The sequence below is a fragment of the Paenibacillus sp. G34 genome, from assembly GCF_056856875.1.
On the sequence record NZ_CM166469.1, the window covers coordinates 1,610,926 to 1,628,222 of the forward strand.

A 17,297-nucleotide genomic window follows, 5' to 3' on the forward strand; every position below is an offset into this window, starting at 1 on the left:
AGAAATAGGATGAGATTCAAACATGATTATGGGAGGGAATGCAATGTGGAGCAAGGCAGGCAGAAGTTAACGGATTACACCGTGTACATGCTCAGTTCAAGGCAACGCTTAATGTGCATGCTGGTCAGTGGTTTATTATTTTTCGGCGTGGGCTTGTTATTTTACCATCATTGGTTGGCCGGGATCATGTTGGCTGCAGGTTGTATATGGGTACCCAGGTTTTGGACAAAGGTACTGCTGGAACGCAGAAGGATGACACTTAGCCTGCATTTCAAGCAAGCTCTCTACGCCCTATCCTCGGCATTAGCTGCTGGAAAATCAGTGGAGAATGGTTTCAAGGAGTCTGTTGAAGATCTGCGGATGTTGAACCCTGAAGCAGATACAGACCTGATTCGAGAGTTCACAATACTACGAATACGTATGGAATACGGACAGCCGATTGAAGAGGCTTTGCAGGATTTCTCAGAACGGGCGCAGATTGAGGACATTACGAATTTTGCAGACGTGTTTATTACTTGCAAACGAACGGGTGGTGATCTGATTGAAGTGGTACGCCGTACCTCCGCAGTGATTGGAGAAAAGCTGGATATTCAACAGGACATAATGGTTGCCGTCGCTCAGAAAAGATTTGAATCCAAGGTAATGTTTGCAGCACCCTTCATTTTTCTATTATTTCTCAACCTGACGGCCAAGGATTTTATGGAGCCCCTCTACAGTGGGGTAGGATATCTCATCTCCACGGGAGCACTTGCTGTATTAGTCTGCTGTTATTTATGGATTCATCGCATTATGGATATCAGAGTATGAGGAGTTGAGAAGATGCTGCTTCCCCTCATCATTGGAGGAACACTTGGCGTGGGCTGGGTTGTGCTTGATCGAACCCGAGGGCGAGCTTACAGACATTTACGGAAGCTGACCATGGAAGGGTTACGTTTGCAAAAATTGCATGGCCCGTTTCTGTTTATGCTGGACAAGTTTGAGATCGGCCGTAGATTACCTGTACTTATGTTTCGAATGCAGCACGCCATCCAGAAGATGTATGGCATACAGCACAGCGGTGAAAAGACGTTGCTTTATTGTGCTGAAATGTTGACGTACTCATGGCTGATGTTGATGGCAGGGTGTTTGTTATGGATCGTTGGGGATGCAGGAATGGGAGGATTAGCCGGAGGATGTATTCTTGGAATCGCTTTGCCGCTTGCGATGTACAAGGATCTCTATACGAAAGTAAAGCGGAGAGATCAGGAGATCCTCATAGAGTTACCTGAGTTGCTTAATCGGATTGTGCTCCTGGTTGGAGCAGGAGAAACAGTGCAACGTGCAATTATTCACTGCGTGAATAGCCAGAAGGAGCGAGATCATCCATTGTACAACGAACTGCGGAAAGCGGTAGCAGACTGGAACAATGGCTACTCGTTTCAGCAAGCTTTGGAGCAGTTCAGCCGCCGCTCCGGTGTACAGGAAGCGACGATTTTTACAACGACGGTGCTGCTGAATTTCCGGCGTGGGGGAGGTGACTTTGTACTCGCATTGCGAGATCTGTCACATGTTTTGTGGGAGAAACGCAAGGCGGTTAGCCGGGCCAAGGGAGAGCAGGCCTCTTCGAAACTGGTGTTTCCGATGGTATTGATCTTTTTTACAATCGTGGTCATGATCGGTGCGCCTGCTTTTATGATGATGAATATGTAGGAGGAAATGGGATGATTAAAGTAGGGGAGCAGATGGTGGAAGTAAGGGAGCAAACGATTGAAGTAAGGAGCAATTGATTGAAGTAGGGAGCAAACGATGAAAGTGAAAAGTCAGATGATTGGAGTGAGAGGCCAGATGAGTGAAGTGGTAAAGAACAAGGCAGCTGCAATATGGAAAGAAGAGGACGGGCTGGGTACGTTGGAATTGATTCTAATTATTGGTGTGATTATCATTATTGCGCTGATCTTTAAAAATGAAATTACACGATTGATTACAAGTCTGCTTACCAAAGTGGATACAAAAAGCAATGAATTTTTCCCGGGTAAATAAGCTGGAAAAGGAAGAAGGGAGCTTCACCGTCGAAGCTTCCCTGATCTTCCCGATCATATTGTTTATCCTTGTACTTCTGCTTTTCTTCACCATGTACATGTATCAGAAAACATTTTTGAATCAGCACGCCTATGCGGCTTCGGAACGAGCTGCCTATAGCTGGGACAACAGTAACAAGCAGGCACTGACAGGTGAATATGCTGCTGGAGATTATGATCATCTGTACTGGCGATTAACCGATGATCGGTTATTGGGCGCTTTGTTTGGATGGGCAGGCGCGGACAATGAGGTTAGTGTTTCTATACCTGGAGGTGAAGAGGGGAATCTTTCGGAAAAGAAATTAACACAAGCCACCGGTCAGATGCCTTCAGTCATGAAAGGCACAATGATATATCAAAATACGCTGATCCAGCGGAAAGTTACAACCAGGCTTGAGCAGGTCATTTCTCTGCCTCTGCCTTCATTCTTATTCAATTCAGGCAATCGTGTGCTCACACAGGGTTCCTCTGCAGTTGTAGAACCGGTTGAGTTCATCCGAACAGTGGATTTAGCTCGTTATTACGGTGCAAAGTTTAAAGGTAAAGGCGGGAAGGGGGCTGCTTCGGCTGCAGAAGCAGGACAAGTTGTACAGTATTTTGGTAAAAGCAAGAAATAAGCAAAGGAGGAGGGAAGCACTGTTCAGAAAAAAAGATGGTGAAGCTGGAGCGGTAACTTTATTTCTCATCTTAATCTTGGCTGGTGTGTATATGTTTGTAGCGATTTTTATTGATTATGCGCGAATTGCAGCTTTCAAAGTTCAAACGGAGCGTATGGCACATGCTGCGATGAGATCGGTTATGTCAGCTTATGACACTTCACTTCGAGAATATGGATTGTTTGCATATGGGGATAGCAGTGGGGATGCAATCATGGCTAAAGTTTTAAATGATAGTGTGAAACCTTCCTCTGTGAAAGATCGTTTCCCGATTCTGGATATTCAATGGGACACGACTTCGCTCCGTATGGAACGTCAACTGGGCAGGTATGATATGTTTAATCGTCAAATTCAGGAAGATATGAAGTATAGAGCTCCGGTTGATTTTGCTATTGAAGTGATTAATCGATTCAAGCCGATGTCGGATGAGATGAAGGAAGCGGCGCATACGGTTGACCTGTTGAAAAAATTGCAAAAGCTCTATGACAAACGTGAGAAACTGCTGGATGAAGCTATCGCCAATCAGATGCAATCTGCCGAGAAGCTGACGAAACTTCCAGACCTGATTATGAAACCGCCTGCCCAGGCCATCTATGAAGAGATGCTTGTAGCAGCACCAGAGACAGCAGCAGAGGGAGCTGCGCGTTACGCCGATTACTTAAGCAAGAAACAGGCAGATGAAGGATTACCTTTGAATGAACAGCAGTACATATTGGAATTGGGACGTTATCGAACAGGGGTAAATCAAATCGTGACAGGGATCAGCATGATTATACAGCCGGCACAGCAGGCACATCAGTCCAAACTTGCGGAAGCGCAGACCAAGATTGAAGAGGCTCAAGAGATTAATGAAGAAATGAAACGGGTGATTGCGGAAGGAGAAAGCCGTTCCGAGAGTGCCAGTTATGAAAACGTAGGGAATTCTGCCTTGCCTGGAACAACTCCTCCATCAGTAGGCTCAGGTGATGAAGCAAAAAGTGCTCGTTCGCTCGCTTCGGAGCTCGTGAGAGAGGATGCTTTGTTTGAAAGGTTAAAGACTCGTATTCATTCGCAAAATACAGACTTCTCCAGTGTGCGAAAAGATAGTCTGGAACTCAATGCACAGCTTCGTAATGTGACGGGGATGAGTGGTGTCCCCATTAAACCAGCGGTCAGGCAGGCAAGTCAGACTGCAGAACGATATATGGATGCCTACGGGAGAACCGGCCCTTCCAATCTCATTACACAGAGCAAACGGGAACTTGAAAATGGCCGTGGATCGGATGCCCAGCGTAAAGAGAATGACAAGCAGTCTAAAGGGAAGTTGAAAGAAATGAAACGACTATTGACCCAAATTGAAAAAGGGAGTTCCGGTTCGAGGCAGGCATTCAAACAGCTCGAACAGTTTTATGATGCCAACATTACGTTCAATGAAAGAATCTCCGAGCAAGCGGAAAAGGCGGGGATTGAAAGTGATCCTTATGATTCCGGTGGAAGCGCGATGAAGGGCATGGATCATCTGTTTGGCGGAATGTCGGGATTACTGGAAGGCCTTGGGGATGAGTTGTTTCAGAATGAATATGCGCTTGCTTATTTTAACTCCATGGACTTTGGTCAACTGTTCTCTTGGACGGAAGGCAGCGGAGATGCTAAGGACGTGTTCAAGCTGGAGAATCAGGAGCTGGAATATATCATATATGGATTTCATAATCCTTCAGGTAACATCGCGTCTGCATATGCGGAAATCTTCGGCATGCGTCTAGCCATTCGCACAGCTGAAGGACTTGCCGAGAACAGTAAGCTGGGTAATCCGCTCCTTGTTTTGTCTGCTGCGATCCTATACGGAATTACGCACGCTATAGAAGATATGGTGAAGCTGGCGAAAGACGGCAGTGTTGAATTATCCAAATATATCAAGGTGAACCTGACGTACAAGGATCATTTGCGATTGTTCCTGCTTATACACAGCAATAATGACCGCAAAATGTCAAGAATGCTTGCTTTGATCCGGTTGAATACAGGTGTAAACCCGGATGAGAAGCAGACCTACGCATCCGGACAGATGCGCAGCAGCATCAAACTATGGTTTTTACCCGGAGTCGTGCGAAGTATTGGCGCAGTTATGGGCAGTGGGGATCAAGTGCAGGATGGACGTTTTTTCATTGAGCGGAAGGCGGATTATTCCTATTGAACAGGTGGAAACATGTTAATGGAGATGCAATGGATAAACGGGTTCATGTTCAGGATGAAAGGACAAGTGTGCAGATGCAACATCGGATCGATCGGATCAGCAGATTGGAGCGCTTGAAGTTACTGAGAAAACAGATGATTGAATCCCAAAAAGAACAGGGCAGCATGGTGTTAGAGGCTTCATTGGTTTTGCCTGTTTTTTTATTCTTTATTCTGTTCCTTATCTTTATAGTTCAAATGACGCTGATCTCAACTGCTCTTCAAAGTACAGCGGGTGAAACGGTAAAACAGCTTTCAACAAAGGTATATCCCGTCTCGCTAGTATTCACCCCTTCCGATTCTTCGGGAGGCGAAAGCTCTAAGGGGAGTTGGAAGTGGCCGGAGCTTTCCCTGACAGAATGGGCTGATGATTACGCCTCCTCTTTACCTGCACCTCTAAGTGACTGGGTGCGAGCGGCTGCGAAACATGGTGAAGAACCGTTACAACGAATTAAAACGTCGGCGCTGGAAGTGGTACTTGACCCTGTCGTCAAGCCATTGTTGCAACCTTTTGTTGAAACTACACTGCTTGATATGGAACGAATTCATGTTAACGGAGTGTCCATTCCTGATCTGAAGAATAAAACGAATCCATATTTCAGGCTTGAGCTAAGTTATGAGCTGCCTGTGAAGATTCCTTTTCTCGGTAAACCTCTGCGTATTCAGGCCGCTGCGGCAGAACGGATATGGATTGGTGATACAGGAGAGGGGGCTGGTAACGGAGACGGGAAAGGAAATAACGCGGGAGCAGCAACGGTTTTATCGAAGCCGGATCCAGCATTTATAGGGAATAATGCAACGATAAAGGTCCAAGTCGAGCCTGGATCGCCGGCCAACCTCACGATTTTTTACAAGTCTGGCGAGAGTTCCGCGAAGCATATTGGCTGGGCCGTTGCCAACGAAAATGGAGTCATAGAGTGGACGTGGTTTGTTGGCACTCGAACAACGGAGGGCACATGGAGTTTCATAGTAGAGACAGCGGATGGTGCTCAAACAGAAACTTCGTTCACGGTAGCATCCAGAAAATAAGGAGAGATGATATAGGTGGGATGGTTTAATATGATCTGTTGTGTATATCTTCTGGTTGCCTTCGTGACGGATATACGCTCTATGAAAATTCCAAATCGGCTGACTCTGCCCGTAACGGTAACGGGGGTGGCGACACATCTCGCATGGGGAGGTTGGGATGGTATGTTGTTCTCTTTAGCTGGATTTGCCGCCGGTTTCGGAATGTTGTTTTTGATGTACGCCATTGGTGCAGTCGGAGCAGGAGATGTGAAATTGTTTGGGGGTATAGGTGCGTGGACAGGATTTACATTTGGTGTACATGTGATCATATACTCGATCTTGTACGCTGGCGTGATCGGTTTAGTCATTCTTTTATTTCGCAGAGATGCCGCGAAGCGGATACGTAGCATGGCATTTAATCTAATCCGTTTCTTTAAACTGGGTTCTCTTCAACTCGTAAGTCACGAAAAAACATTAAAATTTCCGTTTATGCTTGCTGTGCTACCGGGTTTCATCAGTTCATGGATTTATATGACTGGATAGATATTCTGTCACAGGAGTAATGGAGTACTGGGGGATAACGGCATTTGCAAGGCTGTTCTATCGCCTTAGTAAACGTTCGAATAATCATATGTTCGACTTATTAATAACAATGAAAGAGAGGATCGGCATGTATGGATTAACGAGGGATTTTGTACGTAATGGTGGAGCATTTATGATTCTGGAAAAAGCAGACGGACTGCGGATGGAGGAGCTCAGCAGGGTACAGATCGGTATGTTATTCTCCAATCGAATTCCCCGTTTTCTGTCAGTACATACACGAGAGATTGATCAAATTGTTACGCTGCAATATGACATTTCCGGTTACAAGATGTTATCCCAGATATTGAAGTCAGGGCAGATAGGCTTGCCGGTGTTGTACCATCTTTTGTTTCAGTTGGCAGATACGCTAGTAGAGTGCAGACAATACATGCTGGAGCCGAAAAATTTATGGATTCAGGAGGACTATATCTTCATCCAAGGATCTATGGAGCAGGGGGAGCTTGGTTTAGTTTACGTACCCATGATGAACGCTCAGCAGAAGGATCACACTCCTCAGTCATTCCGTGATTTGGTGATCAGGCTTATGGCACATGTTCAGGAATTGCAAGGAGAGGGCATACAGCGTGTGTTGCAACTATGCGATGATGAGCGGTGGGATATTCAACAGTTACGTGAGCTTTTACTGGAATTGTGTGCAGGCCATTCGGTACGACCAAGAGACATTCAGCAGCTAGAAAAGAAAAACGAGGTCAACTTTGATTATCATAAGTCTGATACAGTGCAGTCAGAGGTTCATCCACGTCAGCAACAGCAGTTCATGCAGCCGGATTTAGATGTTGACGACACCCACCGCCGTCCACATTCTTTTTTACACAGGCGAACAGAGGGACAACCTTCTGTTGTTAACACACCCCGTATTCATCAGGGACAGGATTCTACTCGCATAGAGTCACCTTCACCTTTATTGGTGTCCACAGAACAAGAAAACGTGGAGATTGAAGAGCAAAGTTCGGCTCCTAACTCCTCACGTACAACATATATCTGGCTAATTTGTATGCTCGCCATGGCATTAGTATGGAGATTTATATACATGGAACAGCCCGGGCAGAATGGATTGATTCTCTCTATATCGCTAAGTCTGGGGTTAATTGCAATAGCAAGCTGGCTGTGGAAGAAAAAGGGTAATTCTCGAAATAAATCTGGCATTCATCATTTTAATTTTTTATCTTTATCTGTTCTGGGCAGGAAAAAAGATAAGGGACCCCAAGCCGAAGAGGAAATGTATCAGGAGAGCTGGCGCTGGAATGCGGTTAACCAGTCCAAAAAAGAAAAGGTTCCTTCTATAGATGTTCTACCTGCAGAATCTGTTTATGAAGAGCGTATACCTTCTCGTCCAGATCTGTCTGAATCATTATATAGAGAGGAGCAGAAAGAAGAGAGTGTCACTACTTCAGGGCTCCCATTCACGGCTCCAGCCGTAGAGGCAACAGTCAACCTCCAGCAATTGGAGCTCTCAGCGACGGAAAGTAAAAGTTCTAATGTACCATCTTATTACCTGGAACGAACCTTAAACAAAGGTGAGCGGAGCGAACGTGTAGATGTGATGGGAGCGTCTTTTGTCATTGGAAGGGCTGCAGATATGGTTCAATGTTTAGATAGTTCGACAGGGGTATCCCGTGCTCACGTTGAGTTGAGCCGAAGCCAGTCCGGTTATGTGATCAAAGATTTGGGCTCCGTTAATGGAACGAAGCTTCAGGGGAATTTGCTGGCTCCCTACAAAGAATACCCACTGACGGATGGGGATACGTTCATCCTGGCCGAATCGGTCTATGTTTATCGAGTGGCAGGATGAACATTACAGCTTACTGTTTTCCCGTCTAGTCAGACAGTCCGCGATGCTTCAAGTCCTCCAGAGCCTGGGTTAATGTAGGGAAGGTGAATTTAAAGCCGTGATCCAAGGCTTTTTGCGGAATGACACGTTGCCCTTGAAGCAGGACGACAGATAGTTCACCAACCAATGTTTTGATCAGGAAGCCAGGTACAGGGAACCAGTGAGGACGATGATAGACTTTTCCTACGGTACGGCCGAATTCATCATTGGTTACCGGGTGGGGAGAAGAAGCGTTAACCGGACCCGAAATTTCCTTGTTATGAATAGTAAAGTCAATCAAACGAACGATATCCATAATATGAATCCAACTGGTCCACTGCTTGCCGCTGCCGATCTTGCCGCCAAATCCGAGCATATAGGGCAGTTTCATCAATGGGAATGCCCCTTTTTTATGCCCCAGAACGAGGCTGACCCGGATTTTGACCAGTCTTACATCCTTGATGGCATCGGCAGCAACTTCCCATTGTTCCGAGACGCGAGAAGGGAAATTCATCGACCTTTGCGGACTGTTCTCATCAAAGGTTTCATCGGGTGAAGTTCCGTAGATTGCCATGGCCGAAGCCTGGACAACGACTTCCGGCTTTTGTTTTAGTGATTCTACCAGTCTGGCAACCCGGGCAACAGTCGTAACCCTAGATTCCACGATCTCCAGCTTAGCCTTGGTTGTCCAGCGCTGGTTCAATGTCTCACCCGCTAGATTTACCAGGGCATCAAAACCTTCCAGTTCCTGTGGCGTTTCTTCAAGTTGTTCCCAAGATATATATGTAAGGTTTTTACTCGGGTTATGCATGTCAGGCAGCTTACGAGTGATTACTTTCACATGATGTCCGGCCTGTAACCAGTAATCCACAAGAGCGCCTCCTACAAATCCGGTTCCCCCGCAAATGGCAATTTTCATATGGAACATCCTCTCTAATGGGGTCGAAAAGCCCCGCAGGGTAAGTTAATAGGTTAAGAAGACTTACCGAACGGAGCTAATATGTGTTTAATTTAACCAAATCGGTGCCATATCTAACGATACTGGCCTGTTTATTTTTCAACCTGTTCAACTCTGTATATTTACTCCAGTGATTATTTCATCAAATGACGATAAGGTGTATAGTCAATTTTATTTTTCTCCAGAAATTTGACTAGAAATTTGTTGTCCCGCTTTGGTGTCGCAATGATGTAACCTTTAATGCAATGATCTCTGGACACTTCGGTGGCATGATCTTCCACGGCAATTTTACCAATCTCGGCAGCAATGGAATGTTTGGCAATGTCGCGAAAAGGGCCGGGTACAGGCTCAACAAGCTGATCCAGAAAAGCCTTGGCTTCATCTGTCCATAAGTGACGGCTTGTCTCCACCCAGTGATTCTGCCAATCGAGTTTCGATTTTCCGTCAGCCTTCGGCAGCACCTTGAGGAACTTGCGCATCATGAAAAATCCACCGATGCACATGCTGCCAAGCAGCAAAAGTGTCCAGAACGCAATCGTATTCATAAACCAGTTACTGGGAGAGCTGTTCGTTAAAAGCTGGGCGTAGGTATTAAAAATCATTGCGGAATCACCTCGGTTTATTGATTTTCACGGCATGATAATAATGCGTCCCATGTTCCGTAATCAGCTGTCAAAAATAGCCTCTCATCCGAATTATATCGCATTTCTAGATTTATTTCGATAATCGCGTTATGATAAGGGATAATTCAGAAAAAGGGGGATCTATTGATGCTGAAAATTGGCTCCCATGTGTCCTTTTCGGACAAGGGATTATTGAGTGCAACGAAGGAAGCGTCCTCGTACGGTTCCAGTTCGTTTATGATATATACGGGTGCACCGCAGAATACACGCCGTAAGCCTATTGAATCGATGTTTATTGAGGAAGGCAAGCTGGCGATGGAGGCAGGCGGATTCGAGGAGATTGTTGTTCATGCTCCTTATATCATTAATTTGGGCTCTTACAAGGACAGCACATATGGACTGGCTGTGGACTTCCTTCAGGAGGAAATTCGCCGTACTCATGCCATTGGTGTGAAAAATATCGTATTGCATCCCGGTGCATTTACAGACAAAGATGCTCATTACGGAATAGAACGAATCGCGCAAGGATTAAATGAAGTGCTCGATGGTATTCAGGAAACCGACGTAAATATTGCGCTTGAGACGATGGCTGGTAAAGGTACGGAGATGGGACGTAGCTTTGAGGAACTTGCACAGATTATTGAGAAAGTGAAACATAACGAACGTCTGACGGTGTGTATGGACACATGCCACATTCATGATGCGGGTTATGACATTGTCAACGATCTGGATGGTGTACTGGATCAATTTGATCGCACGGTTGGACTTGACCGAATTGCTGTCATGCACATTAACGATAGTAAAAATGCTGCCGGTGCACGCAAAGACCGTCATACACCGATTGGATCGGGCTGGATTGGTTTTGATGCGATCAACCGTATTGTAAACCATGAGAAGCTGAATAATCGTCCATTCATTCTGGAAACGCCGTGGATTGGTAAAGATGCCAAAACCCAGCGACCGATGTATGAAATTGAAATTGCACTGCTACGAGGAGACGTGGAAGGCCGTTTCGGTCAGGAGTTCCTGAGTGAAGTAGAGCAGCTGAAGCATTTCTTCAAAGGCAAGGAGCTTGATTCCCGTGCTTATGTGCTTGATGTGTGGACATTGCTCAAAAATGATGCCAAAGCCAAAAAAGCTGATCCGCGTGAACCGCTGGAACGCTTGTATGACATGGTAACCGAGGCGGCATTGTTCCCGCAATTGAATGAAGAACAAATCAATCATCGCTTGATTGCTTGGCTTGCAGGTTAATCCCTGCAAGTCTTGCCTGATATAGTTCATGTATGTTTTTTCTAATTAAGGAGGAAGATTAACCCGATGGAGATTCATGCGAAACAAACAAGACCTGATGATCAAAACCGCGCCAATCGAGCGCGTATGCTCATTTCCTGTCCGGATGGTCCGGGAATTGTAGCAGCGGTATCACACTTTTTGCACCAACACGGTGCGAACATTGTACAGTCTGACCAGTATACGATGGACCCGGCAGGCGGAATGTTCTTTATGCGGATCGAATTCGATCTTCCGCAACTGGAGAGCAATCTGGCGAAGCTGGAGACGGATTTTGCCGAAGTTGCCACACGCTTCAAGATGGAATGGTCTCTTTCCGCGGTGAGCCGCAAAAAAAGACTGGCTATTTTTGTATCCAAAGAGGATCATTGTCTGGTAGAGTTGCTCTGGCAATGGCAGGCAGGTGATCTCGACGCTGATATTGCACTTGTAGTCAGCAACCACCTGGACATGAAGGACTATGTGGAATCATTTGGCATCCCGTATCACCACATCCCGGTTACAGCGGATACGAAAAAAGAAGCGGAGCAACGTCAGCTCGAAGTCATCGGCAACGATGTGGATGTGATTATTCTAGCCCGTTACATGCAGATTATCTCCCCGATGTTTATCGAGCATTACCGCAACCGAATTATCAACATTCATCACTCGTTCTTGCCGGCCTTTGTTGGAGGTAAGCCGTATGCGCAAGCCTATAACCGTGGTGTTAAAATCATTGGCGCAACGGCGCACTATGTAACCGAAGAGCTGGATGGTGGCCCGATCATTGAACAGGACGTACAGCGGGTAAGCCATGGAGATAATGTGCCTGAATTGAAACGCATTGGACGTACCATTGAACGTGTTGTACTTGCGCGTGCTGTGAAATGGCATGTGGAAGACCGTGTTCTTGTACACGAAAATAAAACAGTCGTATTTTAAGTCTACGTGTATACTTTAATACTGCGCAAGGTTGATCCGTAACCTCGCAAGAGAATTAAATGTGTATCACTTAGAGAATGATGCATTATAAGCCAAGCGGCTCCGGTTCAATGATGAACTGGAGGCCGCTTTTTGGCGTGCATATATTTTCCACATAGACCTAGTAAAGCACCAAAAAGAAGATGACCAACTACCCAATAGGAAATCGCAACAGCGTCATTCAGATCAGGCACACGTGGGGATAACGGAGACAAAGGGAGATAGAGCAGAGAAGAGGCGGCACCGATAAATATTCCTTTACGGCCTGGACGGCCGGAACGTCTGATCCACCAGATGTAGAAAATCCCGATGACAACGGAAACAAGAAGATGCAGGGAAAATTCGATCCATTCCGGCAGACGCTGAGGGAGCCCTGGCACAAAATCAATGTTTAACAACAAGGTGTATACCTTTTCACCAGTAATTGTCTGAACAGCTTTCAGAAACAGTCCCAGAAAAACACCACTGACGATTCCGGTTATGATCCCGGATAACCAGGGTAATGATGATTTTAACGAATGAGACGGGTGTCGCACAGCATCTGACATCTCAACCCCTCCTTGGAGATGAAGCATTTCTATATATTTGAAAAATAAACCGCTCACCATGCTTTCGAATCGAAAGCTGTTAATCAGAACATGCAAATTTCACGTTAATCTCTAAAATGTGTATGGTTTTCGGGTTAAAGGTTATACTTCATCCGATGGATTAGCGAGGATCACCTGAATTTTCCGTAACTTTCTAAAAGAAGGTTATGGAAAAGCTTCACGCCAAGTGATACAATACAAAAGTGAATAAGTCAAAATGAAACATTCAAGCGGATTCACTTATTGTTTATGCGGTTTGCTTGTATGATGAGAGGGATTCGCTTGCGCACCCGACTTATCTAAAGACATGAGGAGGACAAACCATGACTGACAAGAACGAAGCGATTCAAAAGGACGAGAACACTACAATTGACAACCTGTCGATTACAACCGTACGTACTTTGGCGATTGATGCAATTGAGAAGGCAAATTCCGGACACCCGGGTATGCCGATGGGCTCCGCTCCGATGGGGTACCAGCTTTTTGCAAAAACGATGACTCATAACCCGGACCACCCGACTTGGATTAACCGGGACCGCTTTGTGCTGTCCGCAGGACATGGCTCCATGTTGCTGTACAGCTTGCTGCACCTGAGCGGCTACGATCTTCCTATGGAAGAATTGAAACAATTCCGTCAATGGGGAAGCAAAACTCCGGGTCACCCGGAATTCGGACATACAGCTGGTGTTGATGCAACTACCGGACCACTGGGTCAAGGTATTGCGATGGCAGTTGGTATGGCCATGGCTGAAGCTCAACTGGGCGCAACCTACAACAAAGACAAATTCAACGTTGTTGATCACTACACATATGCAATTTGCGGCGATGGCGACCTGATGGAAGGCGTATCGCATGAATCTGCTTCCCTGGCTGGACGTCTAGGCCTTGGCAAACTGATCATGTTGTTCGATTCCAACGACATTACGCTCGATGGTAAACTCGATCTGTCTTCTTCCGAAAGCATCGCAAAACGTTTTGATGCTTACGGCTGGCAAGTATTGCGTGTTGAAGACGGTAACGATCTTCCTGCAATTGAGAAAGCAATCAAAGAAGGTCAAGCAGATACAGCGCGTCCTACATTGATTGAAGTGAAAACCGTTATCGGTTACGGTAGCCCGAACAAACAAGGTAAAGGCGGCCACGGCGGTACTCACGGATCTCCACTGGGTGCAGAAGAAGCTAAACTGACTAAAGAATATTATAAATGGGTGTACGAAGAAAACTTCCACGTACCAGCTGAAGTTCGCGATCACTTTGCTCAAGTAAAAGAGAACGGTATCGCTGCAAACAAAGCATGGGACGCGAAATTTGCGGAGTACAAAAAAGCATACCCTGAACTGGCTGCTCAGTTCGAAACAGCAATTAACGGCGACCTTCCAGAAGGCTGGGATCGTGATCTGCCGAAATATGCGGCAACAGACAAAGCAGTGTCTACACGTGTAGCTTCCGGTAACGCTCTGAACGGTCTTGCACATAATGTGCCTCATCTGACAGGTGGTTCCGCTGACTTGGAAAGCTCCACAATGACGCACTTGAACAACCTGGCGAACTTCACTCCGGAAGACTATTCCGGCCGTAACATCTACTTCGGTATCCGTGAATTCGGTATGGCTGGAGCGATGAACGGTATGGCACTGCACAGCGGTGTGAAAGTATTCGGCGGTACGTTCTTCGTATTTACCGACTACTTGCGTCCGGCTGTTCGTTTGGCTGCACTGATGAATCTGCCAGTAACGTATGTTCTGACTCACGACAGTATCGCTGTTGGTGAAGATGGTCCTACGCACGAGCCGATCGAGCAATTGGCTTCCTTGCGTATCATCCCGAACCTGACGGTAATTCGTCCAGCTGACGGTAACGAAACTTCTGCAGCTTGGGCTTACGCGCTCGAGAATAAGAGCAACCCGGTTGCTCTGGTATTGACTCGTCAAAACTTGCCGATCCTCGAAGGGACTGTAGAAGGCGCTCGTGAGAACGTTAAACGTGGTGCTTATGTGGTGTCCGATGCTAAAGACGGTAAAGCGGTAGCACAGATCATCGCTACAGGTTCTGAAGTACAGCTCGCTGTTAAAGCTCAAGCTGCACTTGCTGAGCAAGGGATTCAAGTTCGCGTAATCAGCATGCCAAGCTGGGATCTGTTCGAGAAACAAGACAAAGCTTACAAAGAATCCGTTCTTCTTCCGGATGTTAAAGCTCGTCTTGCGATCGAAATGGCTTACCCAATGGGCTGGGAAAAATATGTTGGAGATCAAGGTGACATTCTCGGAATCAGCACATTCGGTGCTTCCGCGCCTGGCGACCGTGTAATCCAAGAGTATGGTTTTACTGTGGATAACGTAGTTAGCCGTGTAAAAGCATTGCTGTAATTAAAACTTTATACTTCAACCGTCTGTCATGGGCCGAACGTCTTCCGGCGCTTCTGGCTCATGGCAGTTGTTATTTCCGCAGAGTCAAGGGCGGCATGGCTGCCCTGATCTGTGTTGCCTTTTGTTTTCATTAACTTCAGGGGAGCGGGTACGCATGTCACAATTCGATCAAGTCAGTGTAGTGAAAAAGGCCAACATTTATTATGATGGTCAGGTAACCAGCAGAACGGTTATTTTGGGGGATGGCAGCAAAGTGACGCTAGGCATCATGCTTCCAGGCAACTATGAGTTCGGCACAGATTCCCGTGAAATTATGGAGATTCTATCCGGCGATCTGAGAGTATTGCTTCCTGGTGAAGAAGAGTGGCAAGAGATTCAAGGCCAAGCTACATTCCACGTGCCTGCTGAATCCAAATTCAAACTGGAGATACGCAGCGTTACCGACTACGTCTGCTCGTACCCGGCGGAATAACACAAGAAGGGGAACTCGAACCGCAGTGCTGCGGATTCGATTTGCCCTTTTTGCTTCTTGAATGTTAACAGCCAAGTTCATCCGTAAGCTTGTCAGCAGGGTGGATTTGAAGTATCCTTAGGACAAGTTGTTTAACATGGAAAACGGAATTATTATACCGATATCAGGAGGTTTTTGAGATCATGGCAAAAAAAGTGACATTTGACTATAGTACAGCTTTGCAATTTGTAAACCAGCACGAAGTAGACTATTTCGCTGAACCGATCCGCTTGGCTCACGAGCAGCTTCATAACGGTACAGGAACAGGTTCCGACTATCTCGGTTGGATCGACCTTCCGACAGCATATGACAAAGAAGAGTTTGCCCGCATTCAAAAAGCGGCTGCCAAAATCCAAAGTGATTCCGAAGTACTGATCGTGATCGGTATCGGTGGATCATACCTGGGTGCACGCGCAGCGATCGAGATGCTGACACATTCCTTCTACAACAACTTGCCGAAAGATAAACGCAAAACACCTGAGATTTATTTTGCAGGTAACAACATTAGCTCCACGTACGTGACACACTTGCTGGATCTGGTAGAAGGCAAAGACTTCTCCGTGAATGTTATTTCCAAATCCGGTACAACAACTGAACCAGCGATTGCATTCCGTATTTTCCGTGCAGCTTTGGAGAAAAAATACGGGAAAGAGGAAGCTCGCAAACGTATCTACGCAACAACAGATAAAGAGCGCGGAGCACTCAAAAAGCTGGCGAACGAAGAAGGTTATGAATCCTTCATCATCCCGGATGATGTTGGTGGACGTTATTCCGTACTCACTGCTGTAGGTTTGTTGCCAATTGCAACAGCGGGGATCAGCATCGAAGAAATGATGCAAGGTGCAGCTGACGCTTCCAAGGAATACAGTAACCCGAATGTAGCGGAGAACGAAGCGTATCAATATGCAGCCGTTCGTAACGCATTATATCGTAAAGGTAAAGGCACAGAGATTCTGGTGAACTACGAGCCGTCCTTGCACTTCGTATCCGAGTGGTGGAAACAGCTGTTTGGTGAAAGTGAAGGTAAAGACTACAAGGGGATCTATCCTGCATCCGTGGATTTCTCGACAGACTTGCACTCCATGGGCCAATTCATTCAGGAGGGTAGCCGGAACATCTTCGAAACCGTTATTCAAGTCGCAGAAGTATCCGAACACATTTCCATTGAGGCTGATGCGGACGATTTGGATGGTTTGAACTTCCTAGAAGGAAAAACGATGGATTTCGTCAACAAAAAAGCATTCCAAGGAACGTTGCTCGCACATACAGATGGTCAAGTTCCGAATCTGATTGTGAACATTCCAGATATGACTCCATATTCGTTCGGATATCTGGTATACTTCTTTGAAAAAGCATGCGGCATCAGCGGATATCTGCTGGGTGTGAATCCATTTGACCAACCGGGTGTGGAAGCATACAAGAAAAACATGTTCGCATTGCTGGGCAAACCAGGCTTTGAAGAAGAGAAAGCAGCGCTTGAAGCGAGACTTTCCGAATAATTCTGGACTCTGCTCATATAGTTAAATAAGGATAGTTAAGTCCATTCGGGAATGCGACCCTTTGCAGGGTGTCGGTTCCCGGATGTAAATTAACCGAGGCAGTTCATCCGCAATATGCGGGGAACTGCTTTCTTGTAAAATGGATGATTTAAGGAAAG

16 protein-coding genes are annotated in these 17,297 nt (G+C 46.2%); 13 read left to right on the forward strand and 3 right to left on the reverse strand.

What is annotated here, in order from left to right; all coding sequences use genetic code 11:
• Positions 1–9: 9 nt before the first annotated feature.
• The 8 genes from AC1VYS_RS07085 (at position 10) to AC1VYS_RS07120 (ending at position 8,324) form a co-directional block, all read left to right on the forward strand.
• Positions 10–807, forward strand: a complete 798-nt coding sequence (locus AC1VYS_RS07085; protein WP_482913617.1) for a type II secretion system F family protein — start codon at positions 10–12, stop codon at positions 805–807.
• Between the two features lie 12 nt (positions 808–819).
• Entirely contained in the window at positions 820–1,689 is an 870-nt protein-coding gene (locus tag AC1VYS_RS07090) for a type II secretion system F family protein (protein ID WP_482913618.1), read from the forward strand.
• A 135-nt stretch (positions 1,690–1,824) separates the two neighbouring features.
• Positions 1,825–2,019 (forward strand): Flp1 family type IVb pilin, encoded by a 195-nt coding sequence (locus tag AC1VYS_RS07095; protein WP_482914936.1) that lies wholly within the window; start codon positions 1,825–1,827, stop codon positions 2,017–2,019.
• The gene (locus tag AC1VYS_RS07100) at positions 1,997–2,674 is read left to right on the forward strand and encodes a TadE/TadG family type IV pilus assembly protein (RefSeq protein ID WP_482913619.1); all 678 of its coding nucleotides are present in this window, start codon (positions 1,997–1,999) and stop codon (positions 2,672–2,674) included. The genes AC1VYS_RS07095 and AC1VYS_RS07100 overlap by 23 nt, the downstream gene beginning before the upstream one ends.
• Positions 2,655–4,883: a hypothetical protein gene (locus tag AC1VYS_RS07105; protein WP_482934492.1), complete on the forward strand. Its 2,229-nt coding sequence runs from the start codon at positions 2,655–2,657 to the stop codon at positions 4,881–4,883. The genes AC1VYS_RS07100 and AC1VYS_RS07105 overlap by 20 nt, the downstream gene beginning before the upstream one ends.
• 95 nt (positions 4,884–4,978) lie before the next feature.
• The gene (locus AC1VYS_RS07110; protein ID WP_482914937.1) at positions 4,979–5,950 is read left to right on the forward strand and encodes a pilus assembly protein; all 972 of its coding nucleotides are present in this window, start codon (positions 4,979–4,981) and stop codon (positions 5,948–5,950) included.
• Positions 5,951–5,980: 30 nt separating this feature from the next.
• A complete protein-coding gene (locus AC1VYS_RS07115; RefSeq protein WP_482914938.1) occupies positions 5,981–6,472 on the forward strand; it encodes an A24 family peptidase in 492 nt (163 codons plus the stop codon).
• Positions 6,473–6,599: 127 nt separating this feature from the next.
• Positions 6,600–8,324, forward strand: a complete 1,725-nt coding sequence (locus tag AC1VYS_RS07120; protein ID WP_482913621.1) for a DUF6382 domain-containing protein — start codon at positions 6,600–6,602, stop codon at positions 8,322–8,324.
• 25 nt (positions 8,325–8,349) lie between these two features.
• Here AC1VYS_RS07120 and AC1VYS_RS07125 read toward each other — a convergent pair whose 3' ends face one another.
• Both AC1VYS_RS07125 and AC1VYS_RS07130 read right to left on the reverse strand, forming a co-directional pair.
• Positions 8,350–9,261, reverse strand: a complete 912-nt coding sequence (locus AC1VYS_RS07125) for a TIGR01777 family oxidoreductase (protein ID WP_482913622.1) — start codon at positions 9,259–9,261, stop codon at positions 8,350–8,352.
• Between the two features lie 173 nt (positions 9,262–9,434).
• Entirely contained in the window at positions 9,435–9,902 is a 468-nt protein-coding gene (locus tag AC1VYS_RS07130) for a DUF2621 domain-containing protein (protein ID WP_482913623.1), read from the reverse strand.
• Between the two features lie 168 nt (positions 9,903–10,070).
• On the opposite strand from AC1VYS_RS07130, the gene AC1VYS_RS07135 reads away from it, so the two are divergent.
• Positions 10,071–11,177, forward strand: a complete 1,107-nt coding sequence (locus tag AC1VYS_RS07135) for a deoxyribonuclease IV (protein WP_482913624.1) — start codon at positions 10,071–10,073, stop codon at positions 11,175–11,177.
• Positions 11,178–11,243: 66 nt separating this feature from the next.
• Entirely contained in the window at positions 11,244–12,137 is an 894-nt protein-coding gene (gene purU, locus AC1VYS_RS07140) for a formyltetrahydrofolate deformylase (protein WP_482913625.1), read from the forward strand.
• Between the two features lie 107 nt (positions 12,138–12,244).
• On the opposite strand, the gene AC1VYS_RS07145 is transcribed toward purU, so the two are convergent.
• A complete protein-coding gene (locus AC1VYS_RS07145; RefSeq protein WP_482913626.1) occupies positions 12,245–12,724 on the reverse strand; it encodes a hypothetical protein in 480 nt (159 codons plus the stop codon).
• A 362-nt stretch (positions 12,725–13,086) separates the two neighbouring features.
• On the opposite strand from AC1VYS_RS07145, the gene tkt reads away from it, so the two are divergent.
• From tkt to AC1VYS_RS07160, 3 genes are all read left to right on the forward strand, one after another.
• A complete protein-coding gene (gene tkt, locus AC1VYS_RS07150; protein WP_482913627.1) occupies positions 13,087–15,129 on the forward strand; it encodes a transketolase in 2,043 nt (680 codons plus the stop codon).
• A gap of 154 nt (positions 15,130–15,283) precedes the next feature.
• Positions 15,284–15,601, forward strand: a complete 318-nt coding sequence (gene ppnP / locus AC1VYS_RS07155) for a pyrimidine/purine nucleoside phosphorylase (RefSeq protein WP_090918062.1) — start codon at positions 15,284–15,286, stop codon at positions 15,599–15,601.
• A 182-nt stretch (positions 15,602–15,783) separates the two neighbouring features.
• Positions 15,784–17,139 carry a glucose-6-phosphate isomerase gene (locus AC1VYS_RS07160; RefSeq protein ID WP_441926494.1) on the forward strand — a complete coding sequence of 452 codons (1,356 nt, stop codon included), beginning with the start codon at positions 15,784–15,786 and terminating at the stop codon, positions 17,137–17,139.
• Positions 17,140–17,297: the final 158 nt, after the last annotated feature.

Excerpts from the sequence above, each read along its gene's own strand:
- AC1VYS_RS07160 (WP_441926494.1), top strand. The coding sequence starts at position 15,784 with ATGGCAAAAAAAGTGACATTTGACTATAGTACAGCTTTGCAATTTGTA.
- AC1VYS_RS07090 (WP_482913618.1), top strand. The coding sequence starts at position 820 with ATGCTGCTTCCCCTCATCATTGGAGGAACACTTGGCGTGGGCTGGGTT.
- AC1VYS_RS07095 (WP_482914936.1), top strand. The coding sequence starts at position 1,825 with ATGAGTGAAGTGGTAAAGAACAAGGCAGCTGCAATATGGAAAGAAGAG.
- AC1VYS_RS07130 (WP_482913623.1), bottom strand. The coding sequence starts at position 9,902 with ATGATTTTTAATACCTACGCCCAGCTTTTAACGAACAGCTCTCCCAGT.
- tkt (WP_482913627.1), top strand. The coding sequence starts at position 13,087 with ATGACTGACAAGAACGAAGCGATTCAAAAGGACGAGAACACTACAATT.
- ppnP (WP_090918062.1), top strand. The coding sequence starts at position 15,284 with ATGTCACAATTCGATCAAGTCAGTGTAGTGAAAAAGGCCAACATTTAT.
- AC1VYS_RS07145 (WP_482913626.1), bottom strand. The coding sequence starts at position 12,724 with ATGTCAGATGCTGTGCGACACCCGTCTCATTCGTTAAAATCATCATTA.
- AC1VYS_RS07115 (WP_482914938.1), top strand. The coding sequence starts at position 5,981 with ATGATCTGTTGTGTATATCTTCTGGTTGCCTTCGTGACGGATATACGC.
- AC1VYS_RS07125 (WP_482913622.1), bottom strand. The coding sequence starts at position 9,261 with ATGAAAATTGCCATTTGCGGGGGAACCGGATTTGTAGGAGGCGCTCTT.
- AC1VYS_RS07135 (WP_482913624.1), top strand. The coding sequence starts at position 10,071 with ATGCTGAAAATTGGCTCCCATGTGTCCTTTTCGGACAAGGGATTATTG.
- purU (WP_482913625.1), top strand. The coding sequence starts at position 11,244 with ATGGAGATTCATGCGAAACAAACAAGACCTGATGATCAAAACCGCGCC.
- AC1VYS_RS07100 (WP_482913619.1), top strand. The coding sequence starts at position 1,997 with ATGAATTTTTCCCGGGTAAATAAGCTGGAAAAGGAAGAAGGGAGCTTC.
- AC1VYS_RS07085 (WP_482913617.1), top strand. The coding sequence starts at position 10 with ATGAGATTCAAACATGATTATGGGAGGGAATGCAATGTGGAGCAAGGC.
- AC1VYS_RS07120 (WP_482913621.1), top strand. The coding sequence starts at position 6,600 with ATGTATGGATTAACGAGGGATTTTGTACGTAATGGTGGAGCATTTATG.